This window comes from Vreelandella sp. ssv (assembly GCF_059448525.1).
Window position 1 is genome coordinate 1,118,654 of the sequence record NZ_CM182545.1, and the last position, 18,033, is coordinate 1,136,686.

Sequence of the window (18,033 nt, forward strand, 5' to 3'; positions counted from 1 at the left end):
ACTTGTTTTCGGTTACTTCATTGGCGGCTTTGCGGCACCGTTTCTTTGTCGAGCCGCTTGATCTGCCGCCAAAGGTCTTGTCGAAGGTCAGCGATTTTAGGTTGCTCATCAGGCGTAAAAGGCACCGGGCGGCAGAGTCGCTGGGCGCGAAGCCCCAGTCGTGCGCTCAGCAATCCGGTGGCCAGACCTTGACCCGCACGGGCGGAAAGGCGCCCGGCTAAATCCAGTGAGAGCATATCCATGCTGGCGTCGGTGGCCAGTTCACTGGCACCCGCAAAGGCCATGTTATGCAGTACGTTACGAAATAGCCGCAGGCGGCTGGCGTAGCCGAGCTCAAGGCCATAAAGGCGGCAGAGTCGATCCACCATTGCCATGCTGCGCCAGGCCACTAGCGCCATATCCACCAGCGTTAGCGGACTGATCGCGACTATGATGGCCGTTTCGCCGGACATTCGGGTAATCAGGCGCTGGGCCTCACGGTCACGCGGCGCTAGCAGGTGATAACGCAGCAGGGTCTGGATCTCCTCACCACTATGGTGGGGTTGGCAAGCGCGTTGAAAGGCCAGCCAGTATGGGTCATCGTCGGCGAGTTTAAGTTGGCGTCTCAACTGCTCGGCCATGGCCCGGGCCTGCTTGGGTGAGCGCAGCGGCAGCTCGGCAAGGTCGCTGCGTAGTTTGTCGTGGCGCTTGAGACGGCGCAAACGCCCCAATTCTTTCAGCAGTGAAACGCCCCCTAGGCCAATCAGACTGATCCCGAAAAACTGCCAGGCAACGGCGAGCCACTGGGACTGAGCCATCGCATCAGGAATGCCGGTGACCAACTCAGCCGTGCCTAGTCCGGCACCGCCCACCAGGGCAAATATCAATCCCCAGCGGCGTTTACGCGGGGCACCTAAACTGGCAGCAGGTAAGGCTTTATCTTCGGGAAGAGGCGCCAATGGATGGTGCTCGCTGGTGCCAGCAAAGGCTTCACGTTGGCGCAAAGCCGAAGCTGTTTCGGCGGCATCTTCCGGCGTGTCATCCAGCGTAAATTGGCGCCGTGGCTGTGGGGTGGTCATGTCAGTTTATCTCCAATCAGCCAGTCGATGGCGGCGTCCATGCGGATATGATCCAGCGCTTCCGAGGTGGTTTGCATCGGGCGAAAGCCGGGGAAGTCAAAGCCCTGCTGCTGCCAAAAATCGGCAGTAGGCAGTCGGGGGGGCACATCACCGGGATACACCAGTATGTCTTCCCCCTCCAGAGTAGTGCCGCGTAGGGCTGGTGAGCGCTTACCTTCGTGGGTGACTTCGCGGGCCTCGGTGGCGCGAATCGCTGCCAACGAGAGCGCTTTAACCGGTACGCTGGCAAAGCGGAGATCTTTGAGAGGCTCTGCCAGCAGGGCCTCTAACAGCTGCACCAAGTGGCCGTGTTGATCGGGGGTGACGTGGTCGGCTTTGGTCGCCGCAATCGCCAGCCGGTCAATCTTGGGTGCGAACAGGCGCGTGAGCAGGCTGCGTTTTCCGTAGTCGAAGCTGTGCATTAATTGGCGCAGGGCGCGGGAAAGGTCTTCAAACCGTTCTGGCCCAGCGTTCAGCGCGCCAAGCACATCCACCAGCACGATCTGGCGGTCAAAGCGGCGGAAGTGATCGCGATAAAAGGGTTTCACCACCTGCTGCTGATAGTAGCGAAAGCGTGCGGCCAGGGTCGCGTAAAGGCTGTTGGCAGGCAGTGCTTCCAGCGTTTCTCTAGAGGTGTTGAGTTGAGAAGAATTAAGCTGTGGCAGCGGGAAAAACTGCAGCACAGGGGCTCCTTCAAGTTCGCCCGGCAGCAAAAAACGCCCTGGCTGCAGGTCGGAAAACCCCGCCTGCTTGGCACGACGCAGGCCTTGAGCGTACTCCTCGGCCAGGGCCGCGAGCTGAGCCTCATCCGCTTCGCTTGCAGGGTCGAGCTTTTCCACCGCTGCCAGCCACTCACTGAACAGGCCTCGTCGCTGTTCTCCTGCGTATAGCGCTTGAGCCTGGCTCCAGCTATAAAAGTCATGTTGCAGCAGCGGTAAGTCGAGCAACCACTCGCCGGGATAGTCGAACAGATCCAAGGTGAGGTGGGCTATTTCAGGGGTTAGCCAGCCGCTGCGGGCAGGGCGATAGCGCAGTTGTAAACGCAGCTCGCTGATGCCGCGGGTCGGCTCCGGCCAGCGCGGCGGCGTATCGCGCAGGGCGGCCATGCCAGGGTCATAGGGAAAACGTGGCACGCCCAAATCGGGCTGGTTAAGCCGCTGAGCGCCAAGCAGGCGGTCTTCCCTGGCCGCGGGCAGCAAATCGAGCCGCGCCTCAACGCCAGCATGACGCAGTTGATTGACCAGCGACGTCAAAAACGCGGTTTTCCCCGCCTGAGAGAGGCCGGTAACCGCTAAGCGGAGCTGGCGATCCCTTCCGCGCTCCAACAAATTGCTCAGTTCGCGACTTAACGGCTGGCGCATCCTATCGATCCCTTTGTGGCTCTTGCCTGCTTGACGCTGTCTAGTCTCACTTCAAAGAGATAAGGTCAGCATAGTCTTCATTGTCGAAACATTAATACCAGTTGCGAAAGCATCGGTAGGGTGGCGATCAAAAAGCCAACCCCTGCCAATAAGTAGCCTGGCCAACGGCGGGTCATCTTCTGCGCCAGGGTCAGGCCTACCAAGCACACCACCATACCGATTAAATTAAAGGCCAGGGTGGCTGCCTCTAGCCATTGCTGCGGGTCCATCGGGTCTCCCTAGCTCAAATGATAATGAGCGCATGGTAGCAAAGCGTTAATGAACCGAAGATTAACCGCGGCTGAGGGTGGTGCCTAACAAGTGCTGCGCGCCAGGGACCAGCCAGACCGGGTCTAGGCGCGTATTGGCGGCTTCAACGCAGATAAAGTGGCGTGCTGCTTCAGCAGGTGTATCGCCGGGAAGGTCATCGTTGGGGTGCCACACCACGGTGGAGTCGCTGGACTGCTTGCCGATACGCAGGCTGCGCTCGCCATCGTTGAGCAGCACAGCTTCATTGGTGTGGTAAATGCGGTCAACGGCACCTTGAACGGCCAGCGTACCTTGTTGTTCACTTTCCGCAAAGTCGCGCAGTTTGTCGAGATAGCGCGCGCCTGAAAGGCCTTCCAGACGGCACTGATGAATATCAGCAACGGCGAGGTAGGTGTGCAGCGCGCCACTGGTTTTAACGGGTGTCTCGCCAACGTTTTCACTGATCAACTCAACGTTAAGCCGCTGCGCATTGGCTTGCACCACTAAACGCGCGGTGAGCTGTGTATGCAAGGGCTGTTCGGGAGAGAGATGGACTTCAATGCCATCGGCATGCTCATCGACCGCGTCTAAGCGCCAGGCAGCGTGACGGGCAAGACCATGAAACGGGCCGTCACGGTTAGGGCTTTCATCGGCATAGCGCTCGTCGGCAAACCACGGCCAGCACAGCGGGATGCCTCCGCGGATAGCCCCTGGCAGCACTTGCGGTGTCGGTGTCAGCCATAGCCAATCGGTGTCGTCTTGAGGACTGAAATGAAGCACTTGTGCGCCTTGCAGGCTGATCACCAACTCACCCCACGGCATATTGAAAAGCACCACATCGCGGCCTTCCCAGCTGGCCGTTTGCTGACCGTTTGTGCTTTTAACCAGTTGTTTGAGCGAGTCGGGAATCATGAATTTTCCTTTAAGAGTTGCCAAGCATCTACACCAATAGGCGCCGAACAGTAACGCTGTGTGCTATGGTAGAACAAGCACGACTGGTGGTAAAACACGTACTAACATGCGTAGCTAAACCCCGTAATTGAATTGGTATTTGAACCAGTACTTAAGATAGTAAGGAGACTATATGGGCTTTATTGCATGGTTAATCATTGGTGGCTTGGCTGGCTGGATTGCTGGCAACATCATGCGCGGTGGCGGTTTCGGCATTCTGGGTAACATTGGTGTCGGTATCGTTGGTGCCGTTATTGGCGGTTTTTTGTTCAGCCTTTTAGGACTCTCTTCCGGTGGCTTTATCGGTTCGCTGGTGACGGCAATCGTAGGTGCCGTGGTGCTCCTGTGGGTGATTAGTAAGGTTAAAAAAGCGTAGCTGTTTAGCTGTTACCCGTTTGACGACCGCCCGGCCTTGTGCCGGGCGGTGTCGTTTTATACTGATGCTATCGGTGTTTCGCGCCACTTCCGTTACACTGGGAGGCTTTATTCCGGCGTTTTGTCGGTGCCATTGTGTTTTTGTCGAGGTGCCTCTTGATCGACGCGTTAAATGCCTGGTGGGCCCAACAGCTCGTGCTGTGTGATTGGGCGTTTACTCCTCATCCTCTGGCGGTCGATGCTGGTGCTGCTGAGCAGCGTTTGCTGCAACTGGGAATTACCGACCGGGGAGAGCTGGCCGAGCAGCTGTTTCACGGCCTGGGTGCACCTGCCGGCCATGCCGATCGACTATTGAGCGCTCTCGAGTGGGCTGCGCTTGCTGGCGCGGCGGGCTGGCTGGAAGCAGATCAGTCACGCGCCTGGGCGCACCACTTAACTCGTCGAATTACCAGTGATTACAGCGATCTGCGCGCATGGCTCGCCGATCTGCGTCGCGCACTGGGTGCAAAAGGCTGGGAAGGTGACGCTGATGACCGCTTTATCGATGCCTGCCAGGCGCTGGCCAATCTCGAAACCGATGGCGAAGGCGTGACATGGGAAGCACTCGAACATACCCTGGCTAAACTTCCTCCCCCTATTTCCCTTTGGCCGCAACAGCCAGCGGCTCAGAGCTGGCGGCTATGCGCGCTGTTTCGGCCGATCATCGTCTATCCCGCAAGCCACACCGACTGGCCCGACGCCGCCGATTGGCTGGCCCATGTGTGGGATGTTCATGACCGCGATGCGCTGCTTGGCGTAATGCTCTGGCTTGGCGCCCAGGGCGAGCGCCAGCGCTGGGATATCGAAGCCCGCGAACTATTGAGTATGGACAGTGCCCAGCGTATGGAGTGGCAGCGTAGCGTAGTAGAAGAGTCGCCGTATGCGCCCGTATTGAATAAATTCGTGACCGAAGGTGAGCCGCTTGAGTGGGCCGCCTGGGACTGGCTGCGGCTTGTCGAGCTGGCCTGGGCGGGAGCTTGCTGTGGTTGGCTCAGTCAGGATGAGGCCGATGACTTGGCGGGACACGGCGCCGATTTGATCAGCCGCCGTTACCATGACTGGTACGCCGTCCTTAACGCTTACGGGCGGGGACAAAGCCTGTTTGATGGCATTGACCGACGAGGAAAAACACCCAGCGCGCGTCATCAGTTGTTGTTACATAGCGCTTACAGCCCCTGGAGGAAGCCGCCGGGGGAGCTCTTGGACGAAGCTACGCGAAAGGCATCTCAAGCGCGCATTCGCCAGTGGCGCAACACCTCCCATCACTGGCTGCTGGCAATGGCCAGCGTACGCGAACCGGATGTGATGCTGCGCCAAATAGACCCTTCAGCTGCACTTCCGGAAGAGCAGCGTGCCGATGCGGCGCTCTATTTGCAGGAGTCGCTTGGTCTGCACGCCGATGAAGGTGCGCATGCATTGGCGCGCTACTGGCTACCTGCTCAGGCGCATCATCTTAACCAATTGGCGGCTGACGCAGTGCATGGCGTTCTGCCACCCTCGCAAAGTTGGTTTGGCCAACCCACACCGGATGAGCTCAAACAGCGTAATGCCGTCAAGGGGGTGAGTCGCCACGCGGCCACTATCCATATGGCCGAAAAATTCGCCTTCTATCTACATATGTCCCTCGACAGCGGCTTACTCGATCGTGCGCCGTTAATGGAGTACGCAAGTGCGTTACGCAGCTGTCTGTGTCGATTTTACCCCAATGCCAAGCGCTTGCTAGATGCATGGTTTGCGTGGGAGAGCTGCCTGCCCGAGCCCGAACATGCATCATTAATTAATGAAATTATTTGGCATATTGAAGATCCTGGTAGCCTGTTCCACTGGCTTGATTGGCGCCACGACGCTTGGTGTGAGCCTGGTAGCCGTCCCACGTTGAGTCACTTTACCGCCATGTCACTGGTCGGGCCGTTGAACAGTGCCGTGTGGAGTGAACCGCAGCCCGAAAGCGCCCGCGAGTGCGCTGAAATCCGCGAATGGGTAGAGAGCCATTACCACTTGAACAGCGCTGCGGATATGCAGGAGTTTTTGACCTACATGCTCGAAGCGGGAGATCGCCAGGAGTATCAGATTAACTACGCTCCTTACACCCTCAACACAGAGCGTTTAAGCGCTGAAATCGCCATTCTTGAATCTGGGGATTGTGCTGAAGACGAGCGCCACCATCTGCTTCGTTTATGTCGGGTGCGTGATAACGAAGATGGCTGTAATGACGTCGATATGGCGGCCTGGGATATTGCCCAACTGGTCGATTTGGCGATTGCCGCACGGCAGCTCGGTTGGCTTGATAGCACTGCATTTGCCACCGTATTAGATCGTGCTTACCAGCTTGCAGCGGATCACTATGCCGGTTGGCAAGAGTATGCCATGGGTATGTATTCTGGCTTCTCGTTTTTTATGGGCGAAACCCCAGAGCGAGAGAGCTTTTTAGCCGGTTTTCGCCAGGCGTTGGTGGCTTGGGTATGCGGCGCGCCGGTATTGGCCGGACCATGGGCCAGTCTCGATTTTCCGGGCAATAAACCACGCCATTTTGCGCCACTACATATTGATACACTGCCGGGCGATCAGCGCACCTTACATTAGGCTCGCCAAACATAGGATAACTAGCTTATAGTCATGCGTGGAAAAATGAGTTTTGTCATACCGATCCCTTATCAATGTCACGAGGTTAATCGCATGGTTGCGTTGCCACGCCCCGCTGTGACCGCTGTTCGTGTTGTAAGTGTTTGTTTTATAGTTACATTGGTTGCTGGCTGCGCAGGTTCTTCTCGACAGAGCAACATGCAGGCTCCTGATAACTACTTCTCTATGTCGTTGCCGGGAATGGGGGCGGATCCGCAAAAGTCGCCGGTTGATCCCATCGATGCACAATTGCGCAGTATGCAAGTACCGCCACCAACGGTTGTTCGCGAGGCGCTACTGGCCCAGCACCAGCGCTGGGCAGGAACGCCTTATCGGATTGGCGGCACGTCAGAAAGAGGAATTGACTGCTCAGCCCTGGTACGCAATGTTTATCGTGACACCTTTAATTTAGAGCTTCCGCGTTCCACTAGTGGGCAAATACACGAGGGACGCCCGATCGACCGCCAAGAGCTGCAGGCGGGCGATCTGGTGTTCTTCAGCCCTCCAGGTAGATATAACCATGTCGGCATTTATGTCGGTAATGGCTATTTTCTCCATGCCTCGACTTCGAAAGGGGTGATTATTTCCAGCCTGGATAACAGTTACTGGCGGCGCTACTACTGGCAGGCGCGTCGCGCTCTGGAGCCAACGCACCTGGCCCAACTGGGTGGTAGCGTTTTCCAGTAGCCAAATAGACCACTTTTAGGAACGGCATGATTGAAGCCAAAACGCGCGCCTGGTGGCGCGCCACCTTGGCGCTTTGCCTCGGCTCATTTCTGGTTTTTATTAATCTCTATGCACCGCAGCCGCTACTGCCAGGGTTAAAGGAGACGTATGATGTCTCAACCCTGGGGGTCAGCCTGATCATGTCAGTATCAACCCTCTCCCTCGCCTTGGCACTACTGGTATTCGGGCCCCTCTCGGATGCCATTGGTCGCGAAGGTATCATGCGTATAACACTGCTGCTGGCAGGCGGTTGTTCCATTGCTTTGGCTTTCGCGCCCACCTTTGAAAGCCTGTTACTGCTTCGCCTGGTGCAAGGCTTTGTGCTGGGTGGGCTGCCGGCAGTGGCTATCGCCTGGATGGGTGATGAGTTCGAGAAGCCGGCGCTATTAAGTGCGGTGGGGCTCTATATTGGCGCCAATTCACTCGGCGGAATCAGTGGGCGCATTGTCGGCGGGGCCGCTGCCGAAGTGGGTGGCCCCACCGCGGCATTTCTTGCGGTAGGGATCATGACGCTAATCGGCTGCGTCGTATTTTGGCGTCTGTTACCCAATAGTCGCGCCTTTACGCCCCAGCGCTTCGAGCTACGCAAAGCGGCAAGCGATTTAGTCAATCACCTGCGTAACCCGGTGCTGCTCGCTGCTTACTGCCTGGGTGGCATCAACTTCCTGATTTTTATCAATCAATACAGTTATATCACCTTTCGGTTGGCGGCAGTGCCGTATCAATTAGCCGCCAGTGGCCTGGGGCTGATCTTTTTGACCTATCTCGGCGGTACCTTCGGTTCGATGATTTCCGGGCGTCTGGCTGGGCGGTTTTCGCCTGCGGCGTGCATGATGATGGGGGTGGTGATTTTAATGCTGGGCACAGCGATTACTTTAGCGGATTCGCTGCTGCTGATTATCGTCGGTTTAACCGTCAATGCCTTCGGCTTTTTCCTGACACATTCGCTGGCTTCCAGTTGGGTAGGGCGTTATGCCGAGGGGGCACGGGGCAGCGCCTCGGCGCTCTATCTGGTGTTCTACTATGTGGGTGCCAGTCTGGGTGGCTTCTGGCTGGAGCCGTTCTGGCGCTGGGCTGGCTGGGCGGGGGTGAGCATCGGTTCGTGGCTACTGCTGAGTATCACGCTGATAATTGCCTTCGCCCTCTGGCGTTTTGAGCGTCGCCACGCGGTTGGCTAACCTTCACCAGCTGCACGCATCGATGCCGAGCGCAGGTTTCCGCGAGGGCGCTGTGAACCCCTCCCTGGGCGCTACTTTCGACATCTGACCGCCAGGGATGGCGGAAATGCCGGAATGGTCGGGAATATTTTTCCGGCCATGTCGAAAGACCCTCGCTTCAACCTGCCCTGACATCAGCTACCATGGCTTCAATTGACCTTCGCTTAAGTGCAAGCGCTGTGGGCAGAGCTGTTCCAGTAGGGCGATGTCGTGGCTAATCACCAGCACGCCAAGCTGGCGTTGTTCCGCCTCCCGTTTTAGCGCCTGCCAAAGCTCAAGTTGGGTAATCGGGTCGAGCATGGTGGAGATTTCATCGGCGACCAGAAAGCGAACTTCCGGCGCGAGCGCCCGCAACACGCATACCCGCTGCAGCTCTCCCCCCGATAACGATTGTGGAAAGCGCGAGCGCCATTTTGCTTGTACACCGAACGCTTGGCACTGTGTGTCAGAAGGCACCCAGGCTTCGCGCAATATTTTACCTACCCGCCAGCGTGGGTTCACCGCCAGCTCCGGCGACTGCGGTAGCCACTGCACGGGCTGCACGCCGCTTTTCGGTAGCGCCTCGCCATCCAGGGTGACATCACCCGCCTGGGGCGCTAAGTAGCCCGCGAGCAGTTGGCCCAGCGTTGATTTACCCGCGCCAGAGTTGCCGCTTAACCCTAGCCACTGACCCGCGCCCAGCGTGAGCGAAACGCCCTGGAGAAGCGGTGCGCTGGGTGAAAAGTGAAAACTAAGCTGGCGTGCTTTAAGCAACGTTTACCTCCTGTTCTCGCCTGCTCATTTCGGTTATTGCAAAAGCGTTGTCCGGCAGCGCCAGCCACAATGCCCGAGCATAAGCATTGGTAAGCGAAGCGCCGCCGCCTTGAAAGGCGCGGGCGGGGGCCGTTTCAACCTGCTGACCATCACGCATGATGGTAACGCGATCAGCAATCGGCAGGGCGTGGCGCAGGTCATGGGTAATTAATATCACCGTTTTGCCTTGCTCAGCCAGTCCGCGCAGCGTATCCAAAACACGCTGGCGCTGGTGAGGGTCAAGACCCACAGTGGGCTCATCGGCAATCACCAAGCGGGCCTGGCTGACATGGGCCATAGCCGTCAATACGCGGCGGGCCATGCCGCCGGAAAGCTCGTGGGGGTAGGCCTGCTGGGCGTGAGCATCTAGCTGGTAATGGTCTAAGGCTCGTTGGGCGGAGTGTCGAGCGTGACGTGACGATTGTCCGGCGCGCTGGGCCGCCCAGGCCACTTGGCGTTTAGTGCGCGCCAGTGGGTCTAGTGCGTTAAGCGACTGAGGAATAAGCGCCAGCTCACGACCACGAAGCTGGCGTTGGCGAGTTTCGTCGAGCAGTTTTCCTTGGTAGTAAAGCTGTCCATTCAAACGAGCAGCTGTGGGTAGTAAGCCCATAATCGCATAGGCCAACAGGCTTTTTCCGGCGCCGGAGGCACCCACCACTGCATGTACCTCGCCAGAGCTAAACGTTAGTGAAAATGCATTCAGGCAGGTGGCCCATTCACGCTTCCACCAGGCGACATATAACGGTAACTGTAGCGACAACTGATCAATGGTTAACACGGTAAACCTCCCATCAGTAATCTCCTTAATAGTGCTAAAGGGCCCGGCGTAAATGATTGGAAAGGCGCTCGAATCCCAGCACCATCAGCAGCAGCCCCAAGCCTGGAAATACCCCCAGCCACCAGTAACCGCCGCTCAGGTAGCGCATGGCATCAGCCAGTAGTACGCCAATAGCGGGCTGGCTGGGGCTTAATCCAAAGCCCAAAAAGGTCAATGCGGCTTCGTGCAGAATCGCATGAGGAAACAGCAGTAACGCGCCGACCAAACAGTGGGGTACAAGGTGGGGTAGCAGGTGGCCGTGGAGCACAAACCAGCGTGATTTACCGAGTGCCCGGGAGATGCGCACATAAGGCGCCTGACGCAACTGCCATAGCTCGGCGCGCAGCACCCGTGCCAAGCTTGGCCAGTGGGTGACGGCCACGGCAATAATCACCGCTTGGGTGCCGCCGCCCAGTGCAAAGGCGATCAGCATTAATAATATGAGATGCGGTACGCTAAGAAGCGTATCGATCAGCAGGTTCACCAGTGCATCCAGCCTGGGCGACAGCGTGGCTAGCGCTGCCAAGCTCAGCGCAATCAGTGTACTCAATAGAGCGGCCAGGCAGCCCACCCAAAAGCTCAGTGCCAGCCCCGCCAGCGTCCGCGCCCATAGCTCCCGACCTAAGGCGTCAGTGCCGAGCCAGTGATCAACGCTGGGCGGTGCTAGCCGAGCATCAAACTGCATCAGCTGCGGCGAATCACCCAACAGCCACTGGCTAGCAATTAACCCCATCACCAGCAGGGTGGTAACACCCAGGCTTAGCGCGGCACGCAGACGTGGCTGTGAATGGATATTGGGCGGTGGATAGCTGGGAGGGTGGCCTGAGTTCATAGATCACCTGACGTGATACGAGGGTCGATAGCGCTATACAGGCTATCGGCGATCATATTACCGACGCTAACAAACAGCGCGGTAAAGAGCGCAATGCCCAGCAGGAGCGGAACGTCACTACGCAAGCCTGCTGCTACCGTGGCTTGCCCTAAACCGGGGTAAGCAAAGACTTGCTCGATTAAAATCGAGCCGCCAAAGAGCTCTCCCAGCGAGGCAAACGCAAGCGTAATCGCGGGTAAGCTGGCGTGACGGACGCCGTGCCGCCAAGCGATATCAAACCGGCCAGCGCCCTGGGCGAGGGCGTGGGTCGCCACCTCTGAGCGCATTAGCTCCAGCATGCGGGTGCGAGTATGCAGGGTGATATTGGCGATGCCCAGCAGTGCCAAAGTGATGACAGGCAGCAACAGATGATGCAGTCGGGAAGCGAGGGTGACATCTTGATTCAAGACCCCGGTGGGGCCCGCGCAGCAGGTGGGCGTCCAGCCCAGGGTCACCGAAAATAGCAGCACGGCGAGTATCGCCAGCCAAAAAGCAGGCGTGGAAGCGGTAACATAGGCATAGGTGCTAATGGTGTTATCCAGCGTGGAGCCCTCTTTAGTGCCTGCCACAACGCCTAGACTAAACCCCAGCAGCGCCGCGAGTAGCCAGGCGCTGCCCAGCAGCATGATTGAGCGCTGAAATCGCTGACCGATAACCTCGCTAACCGGCTGGTTATACACATGGCTCCAGCCTAAGTCACCGCTTACCAGTTGGCGCAACCAGTGGCCAAACTGAACGGCGGGTGGCGCATCGAATCCCCAGCGTTCAGCAATCAGTGCACGCTGCTCAGGGCTGACTTGGGCCATCTGCGGGCCAAGGTAGGCATCCACAGGGTCGACGGGCGAGACCATCATCAGCCCAAATGACACCAGGGCTACGCACAGCAGCACCAGCGTCAGGCGGCCCAGGCGCCTTGCAATAAACCGGATCAGTCGCACGTCCAGCGCCATTCGAGCAGGTTAGCGGTGATGGGCCAGCCGTGGCCGTGGGGAGCAACGCCAAGCTCGCCAACGTCTAAACAGGTGTTGGCAAAGTAAACGTGTTCAAGGTTAACCAGCCACGCCCAGCTGCTATCCCCGCGTATACCATAGCCAGTGGTGCCATCCCACTGGGCAGCGCGCCAGTACTGGTTAGCTTTTTCAAGACTCTCTGCGGCCTGGGCGGCATCTAAGTGTGTGTCCACTTCAGCATTGGCGTAGAAGCCGCTGTTATAAAAACCGTTGCCCGCATGCTGGCTGTGGAAAAGGTAATAAACCTCTTGGGGGCTGTGACTGCCAAAGCCGAACATGATGGCATCCTGGTGAAGCGCTTCACGCTGGATTTCATCCCAGTGGCGGCCTGTCGGCTGCATCTCAATCCCCAGTGGGCGCACCATGTCGGCGGCTACTTCCGCGAGTAGTTGCCGGGTGGTATCGCTGGCAGGGTAGGTAAGCCGGAAGCGGGCGCTCAGGCCATCTTTATAGCGCAGGCCATCGTCGCCTAGCTGCCAGCCTGCTGTATCGAGAAGCTCTTCAGCGCGGCTCATATCTGGTGCTTCAATTCGCTCTTCTTCACTACTCCAAGGCAACCCATCTGCCGGGCCAAAGGCGGGGCGACCGTAGCCATGCAGTGCCACCTCTACCAATGTCTGCCTGTCCACGGCGAGGTTAATCGCCTGACGAATCGCAAGATCCGCGGTCACGTCGTTGCCAATCGGTGCGCCGGAAGCGGCGTGTTCGCCATTTGCAGTCCGCATGGGGAAAAGAATGCCGCGATTATCAACACTCTCCATGGTGACTCGGTGCATATGCCCGGGGACATTGGCCGCCAACGCGGGGGGAATTGAAGCAATATCGACCTGACCTGCATGGGCCGCACTGAGCGTCGCGTCTTCACCGATAAACAGAAATACCAGACGGTCAAAGGCGGGTGGAGGGCCGTAAAAATAGGGATTGCGTTCAACTATCAGCTGCTCGCCTTCCTGCCACTCGACCAATTGGTACGGCCCTGAACCAATAGGATGACGGCCATACTGCTCGCTGTATCCGTTGTCCCGCTCGGCATTGGGCACGATTCCTAACGTTAATAGTTGATCGATAAAGGTAATGCGGGGAGCGCGCAGGCGAAGCGTAACGGTATGATCATCAACGGCATTGGCCTCTTCGAGTGCACTCAAGTCTGCGCGCCCGCCAGCCTGCGCCGCCGTATTGAAGGTGTAAGCTACATCTTCAGCGGTCAGCGGCGTGCCGTCGGAAAAACGGGCATCATCGCGAAGTGTTAGCGTCCAGGTTAGGCGGTCTTCAGAGAGCGACCACTTTGTGGCCAGCTCTGGCTGCGGTGCAAGATTCTTGCCCCGTGAAAGCAGCGTCGACTGAAACAGGGGATTGCCGTACTGGCCCCAGCCCAGTAGCGGGTCAAAGCCTTGTTCGGGTTCGCCACCAATCGCCAAAATTAACGACTCTTTTGCCTGCGCTGTGCTGACCGTGGCTAAACAACTTAGCGCTATACACAGTAAGATAGGCCGAGTTGGTTTAGTCATCGCTTTACCCTTTATGCTGTGAGCGTCACTAGTATGATGTTTTTACAATAACATCATACTAACGGTGGCAGCAGCACATGGAAAGCAGGTCTTATAAGAGGGGGTGTGAATGCAGCGTGTAACGGTAACGCTTGATGAGGAGTTGGTAGCAGAAGTTGATGCGCTAATGCGTGAGCGCGGCTACCAAAACCGCTCAGAGGCGATTCGCGACTTGACCCGCAGTGGCTTAAAACAGATAAAAGAAGAGGCCGCCCCGGACTCACCGTGTATGGGCGCGCTGGTGTACGTTTACGACCATGCCGCTCGTGAGCTATCTAAGCGCTTGACCCGTCACTCCCATGATCATCATGACCTCACGCTTTCGACCCTGCATGTGCATATCAATCATGACAGCTGCCTGGAAGTAGCGCTGCTCAAAGGGCAGGGGCGTGCGCTCAAACAGTTTGCCGCCGAAGTCATCTCATCGCGAAGCGTGCGCCATGGGCAGCTAGTGCTGATACCTGATGAATAAGCCCGCTTTCCCGTAGCCAAAAAAAAGGTGACCCGGAGGTCACCTTTTCTGATCGGTAGCGCGAGCGTTTTAGTGCTCTACGCCGCCTTCGCCGTGTACATGGCCGTGCTCAACTTCTTCAGCACTGGCTTCACGTACTTCAGCAATCTCAACATCAAAGTTGAGCTGCTGGCCTGCCAGCGGGTGGTTGCCATCGACAACGACCGTATCGCCTTCGACTTTCTTAACGGTAACCATCAGCGGGCCGCCTTGCGTCTGGGCTTGGAACTGCATGCCCGGCTCAATGCTTTCAACGCCTTGGAACGCATCACGCGGTACTTCTTGCATTAGCTGTTCTTGCAGCTCGCCGTAACCTTCTTCAGGAGAGACGCTAACGTTCAATTTTTCGCCAGCTGCACGACCTTCCAGCTCTTTCTCAAGGCCCGGAATAATATTGCCGGCACCATGGAGGTAGGTAAGCGGCTCACGGCCTTCAGAACTGTCTAGCACTTCACCTGCATCGTTAGTCAGGGTGTAGTGGAACGCGACAACCGAGTTTTGCGCAATTTGCATGGAATAACCTTTCGGTGAGTGCATGTCCCAATATGGTAACGCGTGTGCGCTGACTTGTCAGGGGGTAGCGGCGCTTTTTCGTACCCACCACTTTTGACGGTATTGCGCGCTAAGGTGACCAGGGATACCCTACGACCATCACTTATTCCTTTGCCATATCACTTCTGGAGCATGCAATGACGATCTTGATTATTTGGCTGGCTGCGTTTTGCCTAATTGCGTATTTTGTCAACGAGCGCTGGAACAAAGGTGTTAGCCAAGGGTTGGATAAGATGTTGCCCAGCGTTTTGAAGAGCCACGGCAGCAACCGCTATCTATGGGTTATAACCTTGGCAGTCCTGGGTGCAACGACACTGGTACAGCCGGTAGAGATGCTGTTAGTGGTATTACTGCTAGGCCTGATTGGCTTGGGTATCATGGCACTGGCTAGCTGGGCAGGTAACAAGACCCACCACTAAGAAGTTAATCGCTATAAAAAAAGCCCGGCCATCACATTTGAAGGCCGGGCTTTTTTCTACTTAGAGCACTATTTAATTGATAGCAATCAATTAATAAGGTGCAACACTCATGCTGGCGCCGCTGCCAATTAAACGTACGCGTTGACCAGCTTGGAACTGACGATCAGCACGCTGAACGACAACAACATCGGTACCGTCGTCACGGCGAATTTCCATTTCAAGCGCGTCAACGCGGTTAGTGGCGTCTTCAGCTGCCGTACCCGCGACTGCACCACCCAGTGCGCCTGCCACGGTTGCCAACTGACGGCCTGAACCGCCACCCACTTGATTACCTAGAAGACCGCCGATGATAGCACCGCCGCCGCTACCTAAAAGGCCTCCAGCGCGGCTGTCCGCTTGAATCTGTACCGGACGAACCGCCACGATGGTGCCGTAGGTAACGCTTTGGCCTGTTTTTGCTTGGTTGCCGCTATAGACATCGCCAGAGTAGCCGGATGTGTTAGCGCAGCCCGCTAAGGTGAGCATGCTCATGGCGGCGATAGGTAAAAGAAGACGTTTCATTAAAACCTCCTGGGTGTATTAATTTCTCTAGCAATCATCTTTACCACAGTCATGTTTCACACTGTCGTCTTTAGCAAAGACTTGGTATTGATCGCAGTTGTACAGTGCGGTTATAGAACGCTGTTCGTTAAAATAGCCGATGCAGACATCTTTGACCAGCCGTGGTTTGAAAAGATCAGCGCAGACAAAAATAATCGTTAGAAATAGTATAACGGAGAGTGTAACAGCGTATTAAGAAAACAGTGTGCAAATACGTATAACGAACTAAAAACAGGAGGCCGATGGGCCTCCTGATGTAGGGTGCAATGAGCAGTGTTTGTAAGTCGGGCCCACTAATTAACCAAATTGATTCATGGTGTTGTCTTTACCACCCGCTTTCAGCGCGGCATCACCATGGAAAAACTCTTTGTGGTCATCGCCGATGTTCGATCCCGCCATATCCTGGTGGCGAACCGTCGCGATTCCCTGACGAATTTCCTGGCGCTGTACGCCTTTTACGTAAGCCAGCATGCCTTCATCGCCAAAGTAGCCTTTCGCCAAATTGTCGGTGGAGAGGGCGGCCGTGTGGTAGGTCGGCAGCGTAATTAAGTGGTGGAAGATGCCCGCTTCGCGAGACGAGTCGCGCTGGAAGTTGCGCGTCCACTCATCGGCCAGCTGGCCAAGTTCGGTCTCGTCGTACTCGGCGCTCATCAGCTTGTCACGCTGGTAAGCTGAAACATCTTTGCCCTCTTCCTGCCACGCATCGAACACTTGCTGACGGAAATTCAGCGTCCAGTTGAACGACGGCGAGTTGTTGTAAACCAGCTTGGCATCCGGCACGACATCGCGAATTCGGTTAACCATGCTGGCGATCTGGCCTACGTGGGGCTTTTCGGTTTCGATCCAAAGCAGATCGGCGCCGTTTTGCAGGCTGGTGATACAGTCAAGAATAACGCGATCTTCCCCGGTGCCTGGCTTGAACTGGTAAAGGCCGGAGGCGAGGCGCTTGGGCTTGACCAGCTTACCGTTCTGCTTGATGACCACATCGCCGTTATTGATGTCAGCGGCGTTTTCGATCACATCGCCGTCGAGGAAGCTGTTGTACTGATCGCCGAGATCGCCAGGCTCGTTGGTGACAGCAATCTTTTGCGTCAAGCCTGCGCCGAGTGAGTCGGTACGTGCCACGATTACGCCATCTTCAATACCGAGTTCCAGGAAGGCGTAACGCACGGCGTTAATTTTGGCCAGGAAGTCTTCATGGGGAACGGTGACTTTACCGTCCTGATGACCGCACTGCTTCTCATCGGATACCTGGTTTTCCAGCTGGATGCAGCAGGCGCCCGCTTGAATAAATTTCTTGGCTAGCAGGTAGGTGGCTTCTGCGTTACCAAAGCCAGCGTCGATATCGGCAATAATTGGGACGATATGGGTTTCATAGTTGTCGATTTTAGCGACCAATTCCTGCTCTTTTGATTTGTCGCCAGCCTCTTTGGCTTCGTCCAGAGCGCGGAACAGGTGGTTTAGCTCCCACGCATCGGCTTGCTTGAGGAAGGTGTAGAGCTCTTCGATCAGGTTCGCGACGGAGGTTTTTTCGTGCATTGACTGGTCGGGTAGCGGGCCAAACTCGGAGCGCAGCGCGGCAACCATCCAGCCGGATAGGTAGAGGTAGCTACGCTTGGTGGTGCCAAAGTGCTTTTTGATCGAGATTAGCTTCTGTTGACCAATAAAACCGTGCCAGCAGCCTAGGGACTGGGTGTACTGTGCGGTATCGGCATCATAGGCGGCCATATCTTCGCGCATGATCTTGGCGGTGTAGCGCGCAATATCCAGGCCGGTGTGAAAGCGGTTCTGTGCACGCATGCGAGCGGCGTACTCAGGTTTAATGGCTTCCCACTTGCCACCTTGTGCTTCGCGTAGCTGGGCCATGGCTTTGATATCGTCGAGCAGTCCTGTCATGAGCTTATCCTCTTCGGTCGTGATCGTATTTTTGCAAATCAGCACTTGCTTATGCTGCACCTGCGAAGTTGTGTTCAGGATCATTGATTTTCGCAGTACTGTCTTTAAGCCAATCGTCTCTAAACCAATCGTCTTGGAGGCCAGAGACGCTAGTGCTAAAAACGTCTGATACAGCGTTGGAGGCTTGGTGAATCAATCACGCTGCTTTGACGCTGCAATGCAATAACTATCCACGAGGACGGCGCCTTCAACAATTGACACTTGGGGGCAGAAGGCGTTGTAACCCGACGACAAGGAGGTAGAGGAAGGGAGGGTTTGTGTAGTCGTTTTTCGTCAAGATGG

18 protein-coding genes are annotated in these 18,033 nt (G+C 56.6%); 6 read left to right on the plus strand and 12 right to left on the minus strand.

Annotated elements, in window-relative coordinates:
- Positions 1-17: 17 nt before the first annotated feature.
- The 4 genes from AC5TBW_RS05190 to AC5TBW_RS05205 form a co-directional block, all read right to left on the minus strand.
- A complete protein-coding gene (locus AC5TBW_RS05190; RefSeq protein ID WP_495511045.1) occupies positions 18-1,058 on the minus strand; it encodes a YcjF family protein in 1,041 nt (346 codons plus the stop codon).
- Positions 1,055-2,458, minus strand: coding sequence for a YcjX family GTP-binding protein (locus tag AC5TBW_RS05195; RefSeq protein ID WP_495511046.1), 1,404 nt, complete (start codon positions 2,456-2,458; stop codon positions 1,055-1,057). Before AC5TBW_RS05195 ends, AC5TBW_RS05190 begins: the two co-directional genes overlap by 4 nt.
- Before the next feature lie 77 nt (positions 2,459-2,535).
- The gene (locus AC5TBW_RS05200) at positions 2,536-2,727 is read right to left on the minus strand and encodes a hypothetical protein (RefSeq protein ID WP_495511047.1); all 192 of its coding nucleotides are present in this window, start codon (positions 2,725-2,727) and stop codon (positions 2,536-2,538) included.
- A gap of 61 nt (positions 2,728-2,788) precedes the next feature.
- Entirely contained in the window at positions 2,789-3,658 is an 870-nt protein-coding gene (locus tag AC5TBW_RS05205) for a D-hexose-6-phosphate mutarotase (protein ID WP_495511048.1), read from the minus strand.
- Between the two features lie 172 nt (positions 3,659-3,830).
- On the opposite strand from AC5TBW_RS05205, the gene AC5TBW_RS05210 reads away from it, so the two are divergent.
- The 4 genes from AC5TBW_RS05210 (at position 3,831) to AC5TBW_RS05225 (ending at position 8,637) form a co-directional block, all read left to right on the plus strand.
- Entirely contained in the window at positions 3,831-4,073 is a 243-nt protein-coding gene (locus tag AC5TBW_RS05210) for a GlsB/YeaQ/YmgE family stress response membrane protein (RefSeq protein WP_008958536.1), read from the plus strand.
- Between the two features lie 155 nt (positions 4,074-4,228).
- Positions 4,229-6,694, plus strand: a complete 2,466-nt coding sequence (locus AC5TBW_RS05215; protein WP_495511049.1) for a DUF1266 domain-containing protein — start codon at positions 4,229-4,231, stop codon at positions 6,692-6,694.
- A gap of 198 nt (positions 6,695-6,892) precedes the next feature.
- Positions 6,893-7,420, plus strand: coding sequence for a C40 family peptidase (locus AC5TBW_RS05220; RefSeq protein ID WP_495511050.1), 528 nt, complete (start codon positions 6,893-6,895; stop codon positions 7,418-7,420).
- A gap of 26 nt (positions 7,421-7,446) precedes the next feature.
- Positions 7,447-8,637: an MFS transporter gene (locus AC5TBW_RS05225; RefSeq protein ID WP_495511051.1), complete on the plus strand. Its 1,191-nt coding sequence runs from the start codon at positions 7,447-7,449 to the stop codon at positions 8,635-8,637.
- 177 nt (positions 8,638-8,814) lie between these two features.
- On the opposite strand, the gene AC5TBW_RS05230 is transcribed toward AC5TBW_RS05225, so the two are convergent.
- From AC5TBW_RS05230 to AC5TBW_RS05250, 5 genes are read right to left on the minus strand one after another with little or no spacing between them, the layout of a single operon-like run.
- Positions 8,815-9,429, minus strand: a complete 615-nt coding sequence (locus AC5TBW_RS05230; protein ID WP_495511052.1) for an ABC transporter ATP-binding protein — start codon at positions 9,427-9,429, stop codon at positions 8,815-8,817.
- Positions 9,422-10,246 carry an ATP-binding cassette domain-containing protein gene (locus tag AC5TBW_RS05235; RefSeq protein WP_495511053.1) on the minus strand — a complete coding sequence of 275 codons (825 nt, stop codon included), beginning with the start codon at positions 10,244-10,246 and terminating at the stop codon, positions 9,422-9,424. The genes AC5TBW_RS05230 and AC5TBW_RS05235 overlap by 8 nt, the downstream gene beginning before the upstream one ends.
- 34 nt (positions 10,247-10,280) lie before the next feature.
- The gene (locus tag AC5TBW_RS05240) at positions 10,281-11,117 is read right to left on the minus strand and encodes an ABC transporter permease (RefSeq protein WP_495511054.1); all 837 of its coding nucleotides are present in this window, start codon (positions 11,115-11,117) and stop codon (positions 10,281-10,283) included.
- On the minus strand, positions 11,114-12,094 hold the full coding sequence (locus tag AC5TBW_RS05245) for an ABC transporter permease (RefSeq protein WP_495511055.1): 981 nt from the start codon (positions 12,092-12,094) through the stop codon (positions 11,114-11,116). The genes AC5TBW_RS05240 and AC5TBW_RS05245 overlap by 4 nt, the downstream gene beginning before the upstream one ends.
- On the minus strand, positions 12,085-13,674 hold the full coding sequence (locus AC5TBW_RS05250) for an ABC transporter substrate-binding protein (protein ID WP_495511056.1): 1,590 nt from the start codon (positions 13,672-13,674) through the stop codon (positions 12,085-12,087). Before AC5TBW_RS05250 ends, AC5TBW_RS05245 begins: the two co-directional genes overlap by 10 nt.
- A gap of 109 nt (positions 13,675-13,783) precedes the next feature.
- Between AC5TBW_RS05250 and nikR the strand changes: the two genes are divergently transcribed.
- Positions 13,784-14,185, plus strand: coding sequence for a nickel-responsive transcriptional regulator NikR (gene nikR, locus AC5TBW_RS05255; protein WP_495511057.1), 402 nt, complete (start codon positions 13,784-13,786; stop codon positions 14,183-14,185).
- Between the two features lie 69 nt (positions 14,186-14,254).
- Here the strand turns inward: nikR and AC5TBW_RS05260 are convergent, their stop codons facing one another.
- The gene (locus AC5TBW_RS05260) at positions 14,255-14,737 is read right to left on the minus strand and encodes an FKBP-type peptidyl-prolyl cis-trans isomerase (RefSeq protein WP_071695751.1); all 483 of its coding nucleotides are present in this window, start codon (positions 14,735-14,737) and stop codon (positions 14,255-14,257) included.
- A gap of 176 nt (positions 14,738-14,913) precedes the next feature.
- Between AC5TBW_RS05260 and AC5TBW_RS05265 the strand changes: the two genes are divergently transcribed.
- Positions 14,914-15,195: a hypothetical protein gene (locus AC5TBW_RS05265; protein WP_495511058.1), complete on the plus strand. Its 282-nt coding sequence runs from the start codon at positions 14,914-14,916 to the stop codon at positions 15,193-15,195.
- Between the two features lie 90 nt (positions 15,196-15,285).
- On the opposite strand, the gene AC5TBW_RS05270 is transcribed toward AC5TBW_RS05265, so the two are convergent.
- Both AC5TBW_RS05270 and AC5TBW_RS05275 read right to left on the minus strand, forming a co-directional pair.
- A complete protein-coding gene (locus AC5TBW_RS05270; RefSeq protein WP_495511059.1) occupies positions 15,286-15,756 on the minus strand; it encodes an outer membrane lipoprotein in 471 nt (156 codons plus the stop codon).
- A 336-nt stretch (positions 15,757-16,092) separates the two neighbouring features.
- Entirely contained in the window at positions 16,093-17,691 is a 1,599-nt protein-coding gene (locus AC5TBW_RS05275; protein ID WP_495511060.1) for an isocitrate lyase, read from the minus strand.
- Between the last annotated feature and the right edge of the window lie 342 nt (positions 17,692-18,033).

Coding starts and splice junctions, on each gene's coding strand:
- AC5TBW_RS05190 (WP_495511045.1), bottom strand. CDS start 1,058: ATGACCACCCCACAGCCACGGCGCCAATTTACGCTGGATGACACGCCG.
- AC5TBW_RS05195 (WP_495511046.1), bottom strand. CDS start 2,458: ATGCGCCAGCCGTTAAGTCGCGAACTGAGCAATTTGTTGGAGCGCGGA.
- AC5TBW_RS05200 (WP_495511047.1), bottom strand. CDS start 2,727: ATGGACCCGCAGCAATGGCTAGAGGCAGCCACCCTGGCCTTTAATTTA.
- AC5TBW_RS05205 (WP_495511048.1), bottom strand. CDS start 3,658: ATGATTCCCGACTCGCTCAAACAACTGGTTAAAAGCACAAACGGTCAG.
- AC5TBW_RS05210 (WP_008958536.1), top strand. CDS start 3,831: ATGGGCTTTATTGCATGGTTAATCATTGGTGGCTTGGCTGGCTGGATT.
- AC5TBW_RS05220 (WP_495511050.1), top strand. CDS start 6,893: ATGCAGGCTCCTGATAACTACTTCTCTATGTCGTTGCCGGGAATGGGG.
- AC5TBW_RS05225 (WP_495511051.1), top strand. CDS start 7,447: ATGATTGAAGCCAAAACGCGCGCCTGGTGGCGCGCCACCTTGGCGCTT.
- AC5TBW_RS05240 (WP_495511054.1), bottom strand. CDS start 11,117: ATGAACTCAGGCCACCCTCCCAGCTATCCACCGCCCAATATCCATTCA.
- AC5TBW_RS05250 (WP_495511056.1), bottom strand. CDS start 13,674: ATGACTAAACCAACTCGGCCTATCTTACTGTGTATAGCGCTAAGTTGT.
- nikR (WP_495511057.1), top strand. CDS start 13,784: ATGCAGCGTGTAACGGTAACGCTTGATGAGGAGTTGGTAGCAGAAGTT.
- AC5TBW_RS05260 (WP_071695751.1), bottom strand. CDS start 14,737: ATGCAAATTGCGCAAAACTCGGTTGTCGCGTTCCACTACACCCTGACT.
- AC5TBW_RS05265 (WP_495511058.1), top strand. CDS start 14,914: ATGACGATCTTGATTATTTGGCTGGCTGCGTTTTGCCTAATTGCGTAT.
- AC5TBW_RS05270 (WP_495511059.1), bottom strand. CDS start 15,756: ATGAAACGTCTTCTTTTACCTATCGCCGCCATGAGCATGCTCACCTTA.
- AC5TBW_RS05275 (WP_495511060.1), bottom strand. CDS start 17,691: ATGACAGGACTGCTCGACGATATCAAAGCCATGGCCCAGCTACGCGAA.